At 67.5% G+C, this 15126-nt stretch carries 15 protein-coding genes and 1 pseudogene; 2 read left to right on the top strand and 14 right to left on the bottom strand.

The window, feature by feature from the left end; translation table 11 throughout:
* Nucleotides 1-111: 111 nt before the first annotated feature.
* Complete coding sequence (locus AC1DQP_RS07680; RefSeq protein WP_256775133.1) at nucleotides 112-1029, bottom strand: oxygenase MpaB family protein; 918 nt, start codon at nucleotides 1027-1029, stop codon at nucleotides 112-114.
* 308 nt (nucleotides 1030-1337) lie between these two features.
* Between AC1DQP_RS07680 and AC1DQP_RS07675 the strand changes: the two genes are divergently transcribed.
* Nucleotides 1338-1952, top strand: coding sequence for a hypothetical protein (locus tag AC1DQP_RS07675; RefSeq protein ID WP_478051364.1), 615 nt, complete (start codon nucleotides 1338-1340; stop codon nucleotides 1950-1952).
* 39 nt (nucleotides 1953-1991) lie between these two features.
* Here AC1DQP_RS07675 and AC1DQP_RS07670 read toward each other — a convergent pair whose 3' ends face one another.
* From AC1DQP_RS07670 to AC1DQP_RS07615, 12 genes are all read right to left on the bottom strand, one after another.
* Nucleotides 1992-2336, bottom strand: a complete 345-nt coding sequence (locus AC1DQP_RS07670; RefSeq protein WP_457318455.1) for a hypothetical protein — start codon at nucleotides 2334-2336, stop codon at nucleotides 1992-1994.
* A gap of 30 nt (nucleotides 2337-2366) precedes the next feature.
* Nucleotides 2367-3140: a LytR/AlgR family response regulator transcription factor gene (locus AC1DQP_RS07665; protein ID WP_256775130.1), complete on the bottom strand. Its 774-nt coding sequence runs from the start codon at nucleotides 3138-3140 to the stop codon at nucleotides 2367-2369.
* Entirely contained in the window at nucleotides 3130-4389 is a 1260-nt protein-coding gene (locus AC1DQP_RS07660) for a histidine kinase (RefSeq protein ID WP_256775129.1), read from the bottom strand. The genes AC1DQP_RS07665 and AC1DQP_RS07660 overlap by 11 nt, the downstream gene beginning before the upstream one ends.
* A 141-nt stretch (nucleotides 4390-4530) precedes the next feature.
* The gene (locus AC1DQP_RS07655) at nucleotides 4531-6180 is read right to left on the bottom strand and encodes a M28 family metallopeptidase (RefSeq protein ID WP_478051363.1); all 1650 of its coding nucleotides are present in this window, start codon (nucleotides 6178-6180) and stop codon (nucleotides 4531-4533) included.
* 48 nt (nucleotides 6181-6228) lie between these two features.
* Nucleotides 6229-7863, bottom strand: coding sequence for a CsgG/HfaB family protein (locus AC1DQP_RS07650; protein ID WP_457318452.1), 1635 nt, complete (start codon nucleotides 7861-7863; stop codon nucleotides 6229-6231).
* Between the two features lie 16 nt (nucleotides 7864-7879).
* Nucleotides 7880-8548 (bottom strand): hypothetical protein, encoded by a 669-nt coding sequence (locus AC1DQP_RS07645; RefSeq protein ID WP_478051362.1) that lies wholly within the window; start codon nucleotides 8546-8548, stop codon nucleotides 7880-7882.
* Between the two features lie 68 nt (nucleotides 8549-8616).
* Nucleotides 8617-9717 carry a hypothetical protein gene (locus tag AC1DQP_RS07640; protein WP_256775125.1) on the bottom strand — a complete coding sequence of 367 codons (1101 nt, stop codon included), beginning with the start codon at nucleotides 9715-9717 and terminating at the stop codon, nucleotides 8617-8619.
* Nucleotides 9708-10895: a hypothetical protein gene (locus AC1DQP_RS07635; protein ID WP_478051361.1), complete on the bottom strand. Its 1188-nt coding sequence runs from the start codon at nucleotides 10893-10895 to the stop codon at nucleotides 9708-9710. Before AC1DQP_RS07635 ends, AC1DQP_RS07640 begins: the two co-directional genes overlap by 10 nt.
* Before the next feature lie 101 nt (nucleotides 10896-10996).
* Entirely contained in the window at nucleotides 10997-12259 is a 1263-nt protein-coding gene (locus tag AC1DQP_RS07630) for an RNA polymerase sigma factor (protein ID WP_457318451.1), read from the bottom strand.
* A gap of 49 nt (nucleotides 12260-12308) precedes the next feature.
* The gene (locus tag AC1DQP_RS07625) at nucleotides 12309-12716 is read right to left on the bottom strand and encodes a VOC family protein (protein WP_457318450.1); all 408 of its coding nucleotides are present in this window, start codon (nucleotides 12714-12716) and stop codon (nucleotides 12309-12311) included.
* Nucleotides 12717-12745: 29 nt separating this feature from the next.
* Entirely contained in the window at nucleotides 12746-13168 is a 423-nt protein-coding gene (locus AC1DQP_RS07620) for a VOC family protein (RefSeq protein WP_457318449.1), read from the bottom strand.
* 13 nt (nucleotides 13169-13181) lie between these two features.
* On the bottom strand, nucleotides 13182-13601 hold the full coding sequence (locus AC1DQP_RS07615) for a YciI family protein (protein WP_478051360.1): 420 nt from the start codon (nucleotides 13599-13601) through the stop codon (nucleotides 13182-13184).
* 177 nt (nucleotides 13602-13778) lie between these two features.
* On the opposite strand from AC1DQP_RS07615, the gene AC1DQP_RS07610 reads away from it, so the two are divergent.
* Nucleotides 13779-14153: a YciI family protein gene (locus AC1DQP_RS07610; RefSeq protein WP_256775120.1), complete on the top strand. Its 375-nt coding sequence runs from the start codon at nucleotides 13779-13781 to the stop codon at nucleotides 14151-14153.
* A 30-nt stretch (nucleotides 14154-14183) separates the two neighbouring features.
* Here AC1DQP_RS07610 and AC1DQP_RS07605 read toward each other — a convergent pair.
* A pseudogene (locus AC1DQP_RS07605) lies at nucleotides 14184-15126 on the bottom strand (gluconolaconase); the annotation flags it as partial.

Here is a 15126-nt window from a genome sequence, read left to right as displayed (position 1 = left end):
AGCCGCATGGATGCGGCTTGGGAGCCTACACGGACGTACTTGCGGCGTGTCCCGCGARCCCACACACCCCCGCCCCGCCCGCTGGCGCGCAGACAAGAAGGCTCTTATGCATCACCCCCACTCACCCAACACACTCCCCGGCACGCCCATCCGCGTACAGGCACGTGTCGCCAACCCATCCTGCAACGCACGCCGGAACAACGGCGCCATCGCACGCAGCACCCGCCCCGAGGTACGGGACTGTGCGCGCTGCACCGCCGTGCGCTCCAGCATCGCCTCGGCCCAGCCCGGCAACAGCGCCGCCCCCGCGCCGAGGAACAGCTCGCGCGACAGCCCCGCCATCGGCACCGGAAGACGAATGCCCGACAACACCGCCAGCACCTCGCGCGAGCGCGCATCGAAACGCAACTGCGGCAACTGCCGGGCGAAATACGCGTCCACCTCCGCTTCCGTAGCCGGCACCTCCGTGGCGCCCAACGCCTCGGCCACCCGCTTGTACTCGCCGTAATACTGGTCGGCGATCGCCACCGGCACCTCACGGCAATAGCGGCGACAGCCCTGCAGGAAGCCGTAGGCCTCGGTCACATGCACCCAGGTCAGCAGCGCCGGATCGTCGGCGGAATACACGCGACCGTCGGGCGTCTGCCCGCGTACTTGCGCATGAATACGCTTCACCTTGGCCACCAGCGCCTCCACCTCGCCGGACGGCGCATAGCTGGTGCCAGCCACGAACGCCGTGGTCCGGCGCAACCGCCCGACCAGATCGTCGCGGAAGTTGGAATGGTCATACACCCCGGCCAGCGCCAGCGGATGCAACGTCTGCAGCATCAACGCGCACAGCCCCCCGGCCAGCATCCCCGGAAACTCCGAATGCACCCGCCAGGTCACGCTGTGCGGCCCGAACCAGCCCGGATCGCCCAGCGGCTGGTCGTAGTCGATCCCGCTCTGGCCGCGCGGGAAGGCCCCCAGTACCCAACGCCGGATGGGCGCGGTGACGGGGCGGGAAAGACGTTGCAGCAGTGGCGGCATCACAGATCCAAAGGGGGCGGAGACGACCGCAGGCTGCGCGGTCCGCCCTGATTCTGGCCGATCACGCAGCCCCCAGCGAGCCTGGCGGCTCAGCCCCCGTTTCATGTGCAACCGCAGCACGAAAATGCGTGCGACATCTTGTCGCAGGCCACGCGCGCAATGGTGCGCTGCACCACCGTCTGCCCATTCAGAAAAAGCCCTCCTCCGGCTTCGCACCGCACCCATTGCACGGTCCGCTGGAAGTGCTAGAACTGAATCCGCCTCACGTTTACCCAATGCGCTGTCGCACGTTCCAGAAGGAGCACGTCATGATCGCTTTGTTCAAGGGTTTGGGTTTGCTGTTGCAGGACAACGAGCTGTACAACAGCCCGTTCGAAAAACAGGTCGCGCATTGGCGTAACAAGAGCGAGCAGCRGATCCGCGAGGAAGTGGAGGTGCTGGCCAAGGCCAAGGGCCAGTGGCTGATGGCCTCCATCGTGGGCTGGCAGGCCTCCTCGCTGCTGATCCTCGGCCTGATCAGCAACTACCTGTGGCGCGACGACTTCCATATCACCTTCACCCGCGTGGTGATCGTGTTCGGGTCGTGGATCTCGATCCTGTTCGTGATCTGGTTCATGGCCAACATGTTCGACCATACCGCCGGCTTCGAGCGCTGGATGAAGGCCTTCAACAGCCGCGCGCGGATCACCTCCGACGCCGACACCGTGGAATGCGTGGCCGAGGCGCTGGACATGGCCCAGCTGTATCCGGAAGTGCTCGACTACAAGCAGGCCGTTACCGCCCGCCGCGAGCTGCGCCATGAAGACATCCGCATCATGCGCGAGATCGGCCGGATGAAGCAGCATTCGGAACTGGTCGGCCAGCTCAACCATGTGGGTGAGCAGGACCACCGCGGCAACCTGCACCTGCAACCGGCCTTCTAGCCGTCCCGGAATCCGGGGGGAGCCACGATGCCACCGTGATCACTCACGGTGGCATTGTTCTTTGGGCTGCCCGCTGACGCACAGGCTGAATCCCTTGGGCAGATCGGGCACCCGTTCGGTCTTGCCGACCGCCACCGACAGGCGCCGCAAGGGCGCCTGTGTGCAGGCCGCATCGGTCTTGCAGCCCGGGGCCAGCACCAGGTAGTGGCACTGGCCACTGCTGCTGGCGATGCACTCGAACTGTGCCACCCCGTCCACCACCGTGCTCTTGCTGTAGAGCACATCTACGCCATTGGCACGCACGCGGGTGACCGAGGTGTTGTTGGATTGTGCGCAGCCGGCGATGGCCAGCACGGCGGTGCACAGGATAAGTACGTGGCGCATGGTCGCTCCAGGCTGGGGTGGACGGGTGGCTTACATGCCGCGGAACAGGCTCATGAACGGTTGGCTGACACTGAGCAGCTCGGCGCGGTGTTTCAGGCGCAGTTGGCCGCGCCCGCTCTCATCGCGACTCACCGCCGCCACCGCTTTCATGTTGACGATGGTGGAACGATGCACCTGGCGGAAACGCTGCGGGTCCAGCACGTCCAGCAACTCGCGCAGCGGCGTGCGCAGCAGGCTTTCGCCCTGCTCGGTGACCACCGTGGTGTACTTGCTGTCGGCACGGAAGTACAGCACGTCCTCCAGCATGATCAGCTGCGTATCGCGGCCGTTGCTGGCGGTGATCCAGGCCAGCGGCGGCGTGCTTGGCGCGCTGGCGCCGCTGTGGCCCAGCCGCTGCAGCAGTTGCTCGAGCATCGCGCTGTCGGGCCGGCCCTGCTGCATGCGCGCCAGGATGCGCTCGCGGGTGGCGAGCAGGCGCTCGTCGCTGACCGGCTTGAGCAGGTAGTCCATCGCACCCTGCTCGAAGGCATCGATGGCGTACTGGTCGTAGGCGGTGACGAACACCACCTGCGTGCGCGGGCTGATGTCCGGCAACGCGCGGGCCACGTCGATGCCGGTGATGCCGGGCATGCGGATGTCCAGGAAGGCCAGGTCCGGCTTGAGCTCGGCCAGCTTCTCCAGCGCGCAGGCACCGTCTTCGCATTCGGCCACCAGCCGCAGTTCCGGCCACAACCGCTGCAGCTGGGCCACGAGCGACTGGCGCAGCAGGTCTTCGTCTTCGGCGATGAGGGCATCAAGCTGCATGGATCGCCTCGCGCGCATCACGCGGCAGGGTAATGGTGGCGGCCACGCCGCTGGGGAAGTTGGACACAATGGCCACGCCGGCGCGTTCGCCGCAGGTCAGCCGCAGCCGTTCGCGCAGGTTCTTCAAGCCGATGCCGGTGCCGCTGCTGCCGTGCCCGAAGCCCAGCCCGTCGTCGGCCACGGTCAGGGTCACGTGGTCGTCGAAGGGGCGCGCGATGATCCAGACCGTGCCACCGCCGGGCTTGGGTTCCAGGCCGTGCTTGATCGCGTTTTCCACCAGGGTCTGCAGCGCCATCGACGGCAGCGGCAGGTCCAGCAGTGCCGGCGCCACATCGACCTGCAACGCCAGTCGGGCACCCATGCGGATCTTGAGGATTTCCAGGTAGGCCTGGGCACGCTCCAGCTCCACGCGCAGGGTGGACATCGATTCGTCCACACTCGGCAGCGAGCTGCGCAGGTACTGGATGAGATGGCCCAGCATCTGGTCGGCACGCGGGGGATCGGTGCGGGTGAGCACCTGCGCGTTGGCCAGCGTGTTGTAGAGGAAGTGCGGCTCGACCTGGGCATGCAGCAGGTTGAGCTTGGCCACCGACAGTTCCTTTTCGGTGGAGGTCTGCTCGGCCGCGGCCTGCTCGTCACGGCGCTGCTCGGACACGCGGCGGGTGATGGCGCGGCTGACCGCTTCGGCGTTCTCGTAGTTGCTGCCTTCGTCCACCGCCAGCAGGTCGGCCCAGACCCCGGCATCGGGTTCGAACAGCAGGGTGACGCTGCTGGTGCCCTGCCCCGGGGTGACCGTGGCCAGCACGCTGTTGCGGCGGATCGCCAGCCGTGCCGGCAGGTTCCAGCGCGACGGCGGGCGGCCGTTGTAGGGATCAACACGACGTACGTACGCGCGCACCTGCAGGCTGCCGGCGGCGCTTTCGATGTCTTCCACCCGCGGTAGTTCGGCGATGGCCTTTTCCAGCAGCGCGAAGGCCGGGCCCGCATCCATCGGCAGTTCGATCTGGCGGCGTTGGCGGCTGGACAGGGTCGTCCCGTCCAGGTGCCCGGCCACCAGCCAGACCCGGCGGAGGTGGGTGATGCAGCTGCCGATCGCGGTGACCATCAGGAACATCGCCAGCAGGCCGAAGACCCAGCCGGGTCCGTCGTCCATGCCGCTGAAGATGCCACTCCACACGAAACCGGCCACGACGATCGCGGCGGCCCAGGCCAACAGGATGCGGAGAATCAGAGCGAGGCTGGGGAGCACGGCGGCGTCTTCACATAGGGTGTGAGGCGAGCATAGCCCTGCCACCGCCGGGAACAAGCGGCATGCGACGAAGGCGGGAAATGAGGGGATGAAGCCGGGCAAGCGGCGTCCCCACCGGCGATGCCGGTGGGGAGGGTCGGCTTATTTCCGCTCGGCGGCGCTGGCATCGCGCGGCGCACGGAACTGGGAATCGTCGCTCCAGTTCGGCCAGGCCCGCGAATTGGCCAGCTGGTTGCCCAGGGTGTACAGCACTTCCAGGTCGCGCGAGGCGCCGGCGAAGGTCCAGTCCGGCTGCCACTCATCGCCCTGCTGGTGGTAGCGCTTGGCGGTGTAGTCGTCCGAGGCGGCCTTGCCTGCGGCCACGCCGCCGTCCACCCAGTCCTGGCCGGCCGAGTAGGACACGGCCGGCACGCCGCGCTTGGCGAAGGGGAAGTGGTCGGAGCGGAAGAACAGGCCCGCTTCCGGCTTCGGGTCCGGGGTGTAGCGGATGTCCCAGCCCTTGGCCACGTCCTTGAGCTGGTCCAGCAGTTCCAGCTTGGCCGAGCCGTAGATGCCGAAATCACGCGAGGGCCCGAACGGCGCCATGCCGTCCATGTTGATCACCGCCACCGTCTTGCTCAGCGGGTACAGCGGATGGCTGGCGTAATACTCCGAGCCGAGCAGGCCCTTCTCCTCGGCGGTGACCGCCAGGAACAGCACCGAACGCTCCGGGCGCTTGCCCTTGGCAAAGYCGCGCGCCAGTTCGACCAGCGAGGCGGTGCCGCTGGCGTTGTCCAGCGCGCCGTTGAAGATGGTGTCGCCGTTGGCGTCGGGCTTGCCCACGCCGATGTGATCCCAGTGCGCGCTGTATACGACGGTCTCGTCCGGATGCCTGCTGCCTTCCAGGCGTGCGGCCACGTTGTGCGAGGTGATCACCTCGGACTTGACCGCGTACTTGGCCGAGAAGGTTTCGCCCTTCAGTTCCACCGGCTTGAAGTCGCGGGTCTGCGCCTGCTGCTTGAGCGTCTCGAAATCCAGGCCCGCGCGCTTGAACAGCTCCACGGCCAGGTCGCGCTGGATCCAGCCTTCCAGCAGCGGATGCGCCTCGGCCGGGTTGTCGCGGACCACGTCGAACATGGTGTTGGTGTTGGAACCGGCCACGGTGGCCCAGCCATAGGAGGCCGGTGCGGTTTCGTGCACGATCAGCACGCCGAGTGCGCCCTGGCGCGCGCCTTCTTCGTACTTGTAGGTCCAGCGACCGTAGTAGGTCATGCCCTTGCCGTCGAAGTCGCCCTGGCCGCTTTCGAAGTCCGGGTCGTTGATCAGCACCACGGCGATCTTGCCCTTCAGGTCCACGCCCTTGAAGTCGTCCCAGTGGCGCTCCGGTGCGTTGACGCCGTAGCCGAGGAAGACCAGCGGCGCATTCTTGATATCTACTTCGGAGGCACCGTTCATGGCGGCGCGCACGGCGATTTCCTTGCCCTGGCTGAGCACCTGCGGCTTGCCCTTGCCGGCCAGCGACAGGCTCGGCGTGCCGACGATATCGCCCTTGCGCAGCGGCACGGCCTGGGTCCACAGACGCTTGCCGTCCTTGAGGTCGCCGCCCGGCTGCAGGCCGGCCGCCGCGAACTGCCGGCTCAGGTAGGCAACGGTTTTCTCTTCACCGGCGGTGGCCGGCGAACGCCCTTCGTAGGCGTCCGAGGCCAGTTCCTTGACGTCGGCGGAGATCCGCGCGCCGTCGAACTTCGGCGTTGCCGCCATCAGCGCGCTGGACACCGACAGCGCCAGCACGCTCAGTACTACTCGTTTCATCGCTCTCTCCACAACGGGACCACGTAGATCCCGAGTGTAGGCGATGCGTTACCAGTTGGGATCTTCTGCCGGTGCCGCCGGCTTGGGGGCCGCCGAACGTTTCGCGGCCGGCTTGGTCGCCCCACCGGACGAGGCGGTCGCCGCAGCCTTCACCGGGGCCGCCTTCTGGCGCAGCTCGATCGCGCCAGGCTTGAAGGTCGCACCGCCCAGATCGGCGCCCCCTTCAATGGTGCCGTAGGAGGTCTGCGAGGCCACGCGGTCGATACGCACGGTGCAGCACGGCGTCTCGGTGCGGCCCAGCGAACGGCCGGTCTGCGGGTCCTTCAACGCCTCGCCCAGCATCACCGCCTGCCAGCGCTGGCCAACCTGCAGCGAATCGCCGCCCTGGCTGAGCACCACCTGGTCACCGCTCATCGACACCACCGACACCGGGAAGATCTCGGTGATGATCGCGCTGCCGATCTGGCCGGACAGCGAATCCATCATCGCCGCCGCCATGCCCTTGCCATCTACCACACGCGGCAGCGTGCTCGGGCCGGTCGAGGCCAGCTGGTGGTCGAAGCTGTCGGACATCACCACCTCGCCGGTGGCCGCGTTGATCAGCCGCAGGGTGATGCGACCGCCACCGGAATACGAGCTGACCTGGCGATCGGACATGCGCAGCTGGCGCACGCTGCGCGGGTACTCGAAGCGCTCGATGCTCGGGATGAGGATCAGATCGGTGGCCAGTTGCTGGCCCAGCCGCGCGGTGTCCTGCAGGCGCACGTTGCCGCTGTTGATGTGGTCGATCTCGGCCTGCATCTCGGCGCCGAACTCGCGATCGAGCACGATGAAACGCTTGGTCTGGGTCAGGGTGTCGTTGAGGCGCGCACGGATCGCGCGGGCTACTTCGTCGCTGCTGACGCGGCCGTCGCCGACCGCGTAGGTACCGGCGCGCACATGCGGCTCGGCCACCACGATCTTCGGCCTGCCCTGTTCGTCCGGGGCGCGGTACTTGGCGATATCCGCCTTGATCCGCACCTTCCAGTAACTGCGCAGCGTGCGACGGTTGAGGTCGGACTCGAACGACTGTGCGCCGCGCTTGGCCTCTACCTGGGCCTGTTCCTTGTAGCTTTCCTTGATGCTGGCCGAGGCCGAACCGCCGCCACCACTGGCGTCGGCACTGGCCTGGCCTGAACCGCTGGCCGAGGCCGAGGCGGAGTAGGTGAAGCCGGCATCGCTGGCACGCACGCGCGCCACCACTTCTTCATCCAGCTGGGTGACTTCTTCCTGCGAGAGGATTTCATATCCCAGCACCGCCCCCTGCGAGGCGGCGATCATCTGCTGGGAAAACGCGTCGGCGCGGATATCGCCGACGTGTTCGCCGTCCACGTCCACATGCAGTCCGGCACGAATGCCCTGCATCTGGCTGGCCACGCGCACGCCATTGACCTGTGCCACCGCCGACTGCAGCGCAGCCAGCACCGCCAGTTCCGGCGTGCTGCCGATACCGTCGGCTTCGCGCGCCACCTGGGTGGTGCCGCCGAAGTCCGGCGCGCCGCGCAGCGGCTGTTCTTCGGCCGGCTGGGCCAGCTTGGTTTCAGGCTTGGCCGGGACCGGCGCCACCGCCTCCTCCTGCTTGCCGCAGGCGGCAAGCAGGGTGGCGGTCAGGGCCAGGCTCAACAGTCGGAGAGAGGTCTGCATGCGTGGCCGTCCTGGATCAGTTCAGGCCGTCGAGCATGGCGTCGGCGTTGCTCGGCAGCTTGATCTTGCTGGCACGGGCAAAGGTCATCGCCGCCTTGGACGAGGAATACAGGCCCTTCAGGTAGCCCGGCGATTCCTTGGCCACCCATGCACCGGCGGCCAGCTTGCGGCCCACGGTGGCCAGCTGGGTGGCACCGAGGTTCTTCATGCCGCTGGCGAAGTTGTTGGCTTCACCGCTCAGCTTCTGGCCTTCGGCAGCGGAGGCCACCAGCGACACCAGGCCGTCGGCGTAATGCTTCTTCGACTCGGCGTTGAGTTCCGGCTGGGCAGCAACGCGCTCGTCGATGGCGGCCTGGGCCTTTTCGCTGACCGAGACCGACTTCTTCATCTGCTCCACGTTGACCGACCCGGACGACAGCGCCTGGCGCTYGGCTTCCAGCAGCTGCACCTGCTCGGCCAGGCCGAAGGCCTTGGCGAAGGAGGTCTGGGCCTGCAGCGAATGCGACTGCGAGCTGACGAAACGACGCACCAGCGCTTCCTGCGCGGCTTCGTCCGGGGCACCGGCGCTGCTGGACGCGGCGCTGTCGCCGCCGCCGACCAGGCCCTTGAGCTTGCCGAGCTGGGCGTGTGCCGGTGCGGCGAAGGTGGTGGCGATGGCCAGTGCGATAAGGGTCTTGCGGATCATGGTGTAGTCCTTGTTTGACGACGGTAGCTGCCGGCCGCTGGCCGGCAGAAGAGACAACCCGCGCTGGATCAGCGCACGGCCTTGACGTTGAGTTCGTTGATCATCTGCTGGGCAGCCTGTTCGGCGGCTTCGCGCAGTGCATTGGTGCGGGCGACGGTTTCATTCGGGCCCAGGCCGGCGTACTGCACCGGACCGACCGAAGACACGGTGCGCGGGAAGCGACCGGTCACGTCCAGTACCTTGCCGGTCACGGTGACGTACACGCGGGTGTTGCCCGAGGCCGGGTCGCGGTCGCGCATGCCGATGTCCAGCGTGCCCACCGCGATGTACGGGATGTTGGCCGCGCGGATGCCGTTGGCGGTGTCGCGCAGGGTGGCGGCGGACAGGTCGTTGCCGGTGCTGAAGTCCTTGCGGATGCGCTCGATGCTGAGCAGGCCGCGGCTTTCGCCTTCGACGTACTCCGCTTCGACCACTTCGTAGCCGGCGCTGCTGAAGGCACCGGTCATGGCGGTGTTGACCTCGGCGGCGTTGGCCACCTTCCAGCTRATGTTGTCGCTGCGCGCGGTGGTGCTGCCGCCGCTGGTGACCGACACCGACGCGTTCTGGTTGATGCTGCCATTGGTGCTGACCGAGTTGCCACGGAAGCTGTCGCCTTCGCGGGTCTTCTCGTCATAGCTGCGGCTGGCGTCGACGCGACGGTATTCCTTGTCCTGGAAGGACTGCACGGTGTCCTGCGAGCGCGCCATGAACAGGAAGGTCAGCAGCGAGCGCTCGCTGCTGCGCGCACCGGCCACGGCCGAGCCGGCATCCAGCTTGGTCTGCAGCAGGGTGGTGTTGATCTCGGCGCGCACGGTGACCGAGTAGGTCTTGGCCTTCTTGTCTTCGTCTTCGGACAACGGCACGGTCGACAGCACGTAGCGGTCGATCTCGCCGATGAACTCCGGGCGACGCGCTTCGAACAGGCGCAGCTTGGCCGCACCGGATTCGGCGATGTAGGCCTCCAGTGCATTGACCTTGGCCTTGTTCAGGGCCTGGGCACGGGTATCGGCGCTCAGCCGAAGGCCGTAACTGGCCGAGCCGGTGCCACGCGAACTGGCGGTCTGCGCAGCGACCGGCGCGGCCACCATCAGCGCAATGAGAATCAGCAGAACGGCACGAATCAACGACATGATTTGATCAACTCCTGGAGGGCCTGGGTCTGTTGCTGCAGCGGGCGTCCGCCCGGCTTCTGTTCGTCCAGCCAGGCGCGCGAATCGGCGCGTTTGGCCGCAGYGCCGGCGAAGGCATCGAGCCCGGCCAGCACGGTTTCATAGCTGGCCGACCACTGGTCGACCTGCCACTGGGTCACCGGCACCACCTTGGTGGCGCCCTTGCGCAGCGGCTGGTCGAAGAAGACCTTGCCGGAGAACGGTTCGACCACCGAGACCTGGAAGAACGCGCCAAACAGCATCGTCTTCATCGCCGCGGTTTCGCTGATCACGCCACTCTTCATCGCATCCAGCTGCAGCTTGATGACGTAGTCCGGCTCGGGGATTTTCAGCTGGTACACCTTGCCGTCGGCAAAGCGCGCGGCCATCGCACCGCCGATCGCCTCGCCAGTGGCCGGCGGCAGCAGGCCGATGCCGGTGTTGGACGAGAGCGTCTTGGACAGCTCATGGGCCAGCGTGGCGCGCAACGGGGCTTCCAGCGACGGGTTGGGCAGCTTGGCGCGGGCCGCGTCGGACAGCGTCACCGCACCCACCTGCAGGCGACGCACCGACGCGTTGGGCAGCTGTGCGCCGGACAGGGTCTGGGCCAGCACCGCGGGCAGGCTGCTGGCGGCGCTGCCGTACAGCAGGTCGGCCACGATCGCGTTGATCTCGTCCTCGTCCGGACGGTCCTCGCGCAGGTCGATGCGCTGCAGGGTGAGCGGATAGGAGGCGATCACCTGGCGCTCGCGGAAGTCGAAGAACAGCGCCTGCAGCGCCACTTCCACCAGCACCTTGTACTGGTCGCCGATCGGTTCGACCGAGACCAGTTCGCGATCCAGCGCGGCGGCCAGCACCGTGGCGCTGGTGGTGCCATCGAGCTTGGCCAGCTGGTCGCTGATCAGCTGCAGGTGGGCCGGCGGCTGTCGGCGCAGGGCGCCGCCGAGCTGCTGGTTGAGCGCTTCGGCACCGCGCCGTTCGATCACCGCGGTGCTGTGCGGGGCGACGTCAGTGCGCGCATTGGCCTGGCCGGTGAAGGCGAACCCGGCCCAGTAAACCTGCTGCGACTTGTCGGCAGCGTGGGCCATGCCGGAGAAGGCGATGACGCACAACAACAGCCACGCGCGTGGCGCGCGCGCCCGCTTCTTCCCTGAAAACATCTGCCTGCGTCCCTTGTGTGACCGGGTCCGAAGACGGCACCGGTTTCATGAATGGGCGCAACGATAGCCCCTCGCCTATCTGCGAGCAAGCTGCGATATCGTCAGCCCATGGGGACGGCAGCGGCCCGGGCCTCAAGCAGGGCCTTTTCGCGCGCGTTGGCGGTCAAGCCGGCCGCGCGCAGGAACGCCGCGCGCGCCTCCTCGCCCCGCCCCAACTGCGCCAGCAGGTCGCCCTGCACCGCCGCCAGCGGCGCGTAGTCCTGCAGCCGGCCGTCCTGCGCCAGGCGTTCCACCAGCGGCCAGGCGGCGGCAGCGCCCTCGGCACGCGAGACCGCCACGGCCCGGTTCAACTCGATCACCGGCGAAGGTTGCTGGCGCGCCAGCCGTTGGTAGAGCGTGGCCATGCCAGCCCAGTCGGTGTCCTGCACGCGGCGCGCGCGGGCGTGGCAGTCGGCGATCAACGCCTGCAGTACGTAGGGATCCTCGCCGCCGCCGAGTGCGATCGCCTGCTGCAGTGCCGCCTGGCCACGCGCGATCTGCAGCCAGTCCCAGCGCGTCCGGTCCTGCTCAGGCAGCAGGATCGGCGCGCCGTGTGCATCCACGCGCGCGGCCGCGCGCGAGGCCTGCAGTTCCATCAACGCCACCAGTCCGTGGATCTGCGGCCAGGCCGGCAGCCGGTGCAGCAGCACCCGACCCAACCGCAACGCCTCCTCGCACAGCGCCGGACGCATCCAGTCATCGCCGGCACTGGCGGCATAGCCTTCGTTGAAGATCAGGTACACCACCTCCAGCACCGAGGCCAGCCGCTCGGGCAATGCGGCCTGGCGCGGCACTTCGAACGGCACCTCACGGGCGGCAAGGGTGCGCTTGGCACGCACGATGCGCTGGGCAAGGGTGGGTTCGGGTTGCAGGAACGCGCGCGCAATCTCCTCGGTGGTCAGCCCGCCCAGCAGGCGCAAGGTCAGCGCCACCCGCGCATCGGGCGACAGCACCGGGTGGCAGGCCACGAACATCAAACGCAGCAGGTCATCGCCGATGTCGTCCTGCAGCGCATCGCTGTCATCGGGGGATGGCAGCGGCTGCGGCTCCAGTTCGCTGGCGTACCGGGCATGCTGGCCGGCCACGCGCTGGTGCTGCCGCAGCACGTCGATGGCACGATTGCGCGCCGTGGTCATCAGCCAGGCTCCCGGGTTGTCCGGAACCCCCTGCGCCGGCCAGCGCTCCAGCGCGGCCAGCCAGGTGTCCTGGGCCAGTTCTTCGGCACGCCCGACATCGCCTCCCAGCATCCGGGCCAGGCGCGCGATCAGGACCGGCGCCTCCATGCGCCAGAGGGTGTCCAAACGGTGCGAGAGTGCGGTGTCCATGGACGCGATCACAGCATCAGTGTCGACCCCGCACAAGCACGGCGCCGCATCAGCCCGGCGCACCGTCCATATGCGCGATTTCCCAGAGGTGCCCATCCAGGTCCTGGAAACCGCGCTGGTACATGAAGCCATAATCGCGCGCCGGCTGTGGCTCGCTGGCGCCGGCCTGCAGCGCCTTGTCCACCCATGCGTCCACGTCCGCGCGGCTGGACGCCGACAGGCAGGTGATCACCTCGGTCTGCAGGCGCGCATCACTGATCGGCTTGGCGGTGAACTGGCTGAAGAAGCGCTCCACCAGCAGCATCACGAAGATGCTGTCGCTGATGATCATGCAGGCGGCATCGGCATTGGTGAAGGTGGGATTGAAGCTGTAGCCCAGAGCGGCGAAGAAGGCCTTGGAGGCCTCCAGGTCGCGCACGGGCAGGTTGACGAAGATCATCTGTGGCGAATCGGTCATGGCACAACATCCTTGAAAGGAAAGAGGGATCAGGGCTGCTTCATGCAGTTGACCATCCACGGCTTGCCGTAGCGGTCGATCAGAAAGCCCCAGCGATGCGCCCAGAAGGTCTCGCCGATCGGCATCTTTACCTGGCCACCCTCGGCCAGCGCCTTGAACACGCGCTCGGCTTCGTCGATGGAATCGACATCGACGTTGATCGTGGTGCTGTTCTCACCCGCCGGGGACGGACCGTCGGCGGCCATCAGGATTGCGCCGTCCACCTCCAGCTGACTGTGGGCGACGTGGTCCAGGGTTTCCGGCGGCATCTCGCCACAGCCCTCGGCGCTTTCCATCGGCGGCATGTCGCGGTACTTCATTTCCGAGACGACCTTGCCGCCGAGGACCTGGGCGTAGAACGCCATTGCCTCGTGGGTAGTGCCGTTGAAGCTCAGGAACGGGATCAGTTTCATCGGGATTCTCCTCTCAATGGCCGCTGTCGAGACGGTCGCGCAGACGCTGTTCCTGCGCCTGTAATTCGGGGGTGAAGGCCGCGCCGAAATCCTCCGGGCCGAAGACCGGGCGCAGCTCCACGACGGCGCCCGGACCGAACGGCGCGCGGGTGAGCCATTCGGTGGCTTCGTCCAGCGAGCGCACCTGCCACAGCCAGTAGCCGCAGACCAGCTCGCCGGTTTCGGCGAAGGGGCCGTCGATCACCCGCGGGGCCGCCTCCCCGAAGGCCACCCGGCGCGCACGCGAGGTCGGGTGCAGGCCCTCGCCGGCCAGCATGATCCCGGCCTGCACCAGCGCCTCGTTGAAGGCGCCCATGGCGCGGATTTCTGCTTCGGTGGGCATCTGCCCGGCCTCGGTGGCCGGGGTGGCTTTGACGAATACCATTACTTTCATCGGTCTGCTCCGGGTGGGCGCGCCGGTTGGCGGGCCCTTCACTGGTTACGACGACCCAGCGGGGCGGAAATCGACACGCCTGCAGAATAAATTTCCGGCTCCGTCGTGCCGCGCTGCAACACATCCGTCGCGCCGGCTGCGGCATCATGGCCGCCCCTGCCCAGGAGCGGTCCAGCCATGCAATTCCTGCTGCTGATCTATATCGACGAAGGCCTGCTGCAGGCCCTGCCCGGCGAGGAATACGATCGCCTCATGCATGATTGCCTGCAGCATGCCGATGCCCTGCAGGCCAAGGGCACCCTGGTGCTGGCCCAGCAACTGCAGCCGGTGGACAGTGCGCGCACCCTGCGCACCCGCCAGGGCCAGGCGCGGATCACCGACGGCCCCTTCGCCGAAACCCACGAACTGCTGGCTGGCTTCAACCTCATCAACGCGCGCGACCACGACGAAGCGTTGGCCATCGCCCGGCAGTTTCCGTGGTCACGGTTCGGCAGCATCGAAGTGCGGCCATTGGCCGACATGGACGCCGAACGCGCGCGCGTCGGTGCCTGAGGCCGCCGCCCCAGCGCGTAGCCGTTGCTGCTACAGCAGGGTGATCTTCAGGTCGCGCGCACCGATGCCTTCATTGCCGCTGTAATCACGCGCGCTGGCGCGGATCACGTAGTCGCCGGCCGGCAACGCGTCCGGCTGCCAACGACCGGTTTCCACCCGACCATCGCGCACGGTGTTGGTCACCAGGTAGCGGAAGCGGGTGACCGCGCTGCCATGCACGGTGATGCCGCTGTCCGGTGCATAGGCCACCTTGGTGGCACTGTCGCGCGGGGGCATTGAATTGAACACGATGTTGAAGCGCGGCTGCTCATAACCGGGGAGCGGCTGGCCCCGGGCATCGAGGATCTGGTAGCCGACCTGGTAGGACCCGAGTCGACGTCGCGACTGGTTGCCGTCCACCTGGTCCCAGGCCTCCACCACGATCTGCACGCCCGGGCCGCTGCGCGGCAGCGCCACGCGCCCATTCGCGCCAGCGGTGAGCGGCTGGTCCAGATCGTCCAGCAGCGCCACATCGGTGATGCGCGGGGCGACCGTATCGACATAGCCGGTGAACCCCAACGCGACCGCGTTGCGCTCGAAACCGCTGGCGCCCACGCTGAGGTGCACGTGCGCCATCCGGTTGATGCTGCCCAGGCGGTCGCCCACCTGGAAGCGCGTGCCACGACGCACGCGAATGCGCTGCAGCTTGCCTTCGTCGTTGAACAGCGGCTGCCAACGCGGGTCGAACGGACGATCGGCCGGGTCGCGCCCGACCTTCATGTGGATGTACTTGAGCCGGTCCAGCACCAACCCTTCGGCCTGCCCGCCCACCGACCAGGTCGGGGTCGGGCTGCTGACCTTGCCATCGGCGATGGCCAGCACGGTCTGGCCGACATCGCCGCGGATATCGAAGCCGCCATGCAGGTGGTGCCGGCTTTCACCGTGGAAATCGCCACGCACTTCGCCCAGCGTGCCGACGACTTCATGCCAGCTT

Source organism: Stenotrophomonas sp. P5_A8 (assembly GCF_056400545.1).
Note: the sequence above shows the minus strand (reverse complement) of the source record. Positions and strands in the feature narration are given on the sequence as shown.

What these genes read in the sequence shown, in the direction of transcription:
- AC1DQP_RS07650 (WP_457318452.1), bottom strand. Translation starts at nt 7,863, where the DNA reads ATGCAGACCTCTCTCCGACTGTTGAGCCTGGCCCTGACCGCCACCCTG.
- AC1DQP_RS07615 (WP_478051360.1), bottom strand. Translation starts at nt 13,601, where the DNA reads ATGAAAGTAATGGTATTCGTCAAAGCCACCCCGGCCACCGAGGCCGGG.
- AC1DQP_RS07680 (WP_256775133.1), bottom strand. Translation starts at nt 1,029, where the DNA reads ATGCCGCCACTGCTGCAACGTCTTTCCCGCCCCGTCACCGCGCCCATC.
- AC1DQP_RS07665 (WP_256775130.1), bottom strand. Translation starts at nt 3,140, where the DNA reads ATGCAGCTTGATGCCCTCATCGCCGAAGACGAAGACCTGCTGCGCCAG.
- AC1DQP_RS07610 (WP_256775120.1), top strand. Translation starts at nt 13,779, where the DNA reads ATGCAATTCCTGCTGCTGATCTATATCGACGAAGGCCTGCTGCAGGCC.
- AC1DQP_RS07620 (WP_457318449.1), bottom strand. Translation starts at nt 13,168, where the DNA reads ATGAAACTGATCCCGTTCCTGAGCTTCAACGGCACTACCCACGAGGCA.
- AC1DQP_RS07630 (WP_457318451.1), bottom strand. Translation starts at nt 12,259, where the DNA reads ATGGACACCGCACTCTCGCACCGTTTGGACACCCTCTGGCGCATGGAG.
- AC1DQP_RS07625 (WP_457318450.1), bottom strand. Translation starts at nt 12,716, where the DNA reads ATGACCGATTCGCCACAGATGATCTTCGTCAACCTGCCCGTGCGCGAC.
- AC1DQP_RS07670 (WP_457318455.1), bottom strand. Translation starts at nt 2,336, where the DNA reads ATGCGCCACGTACTTATCCTGTGCACCGCCGTGCTGGCCATCGCCGGC.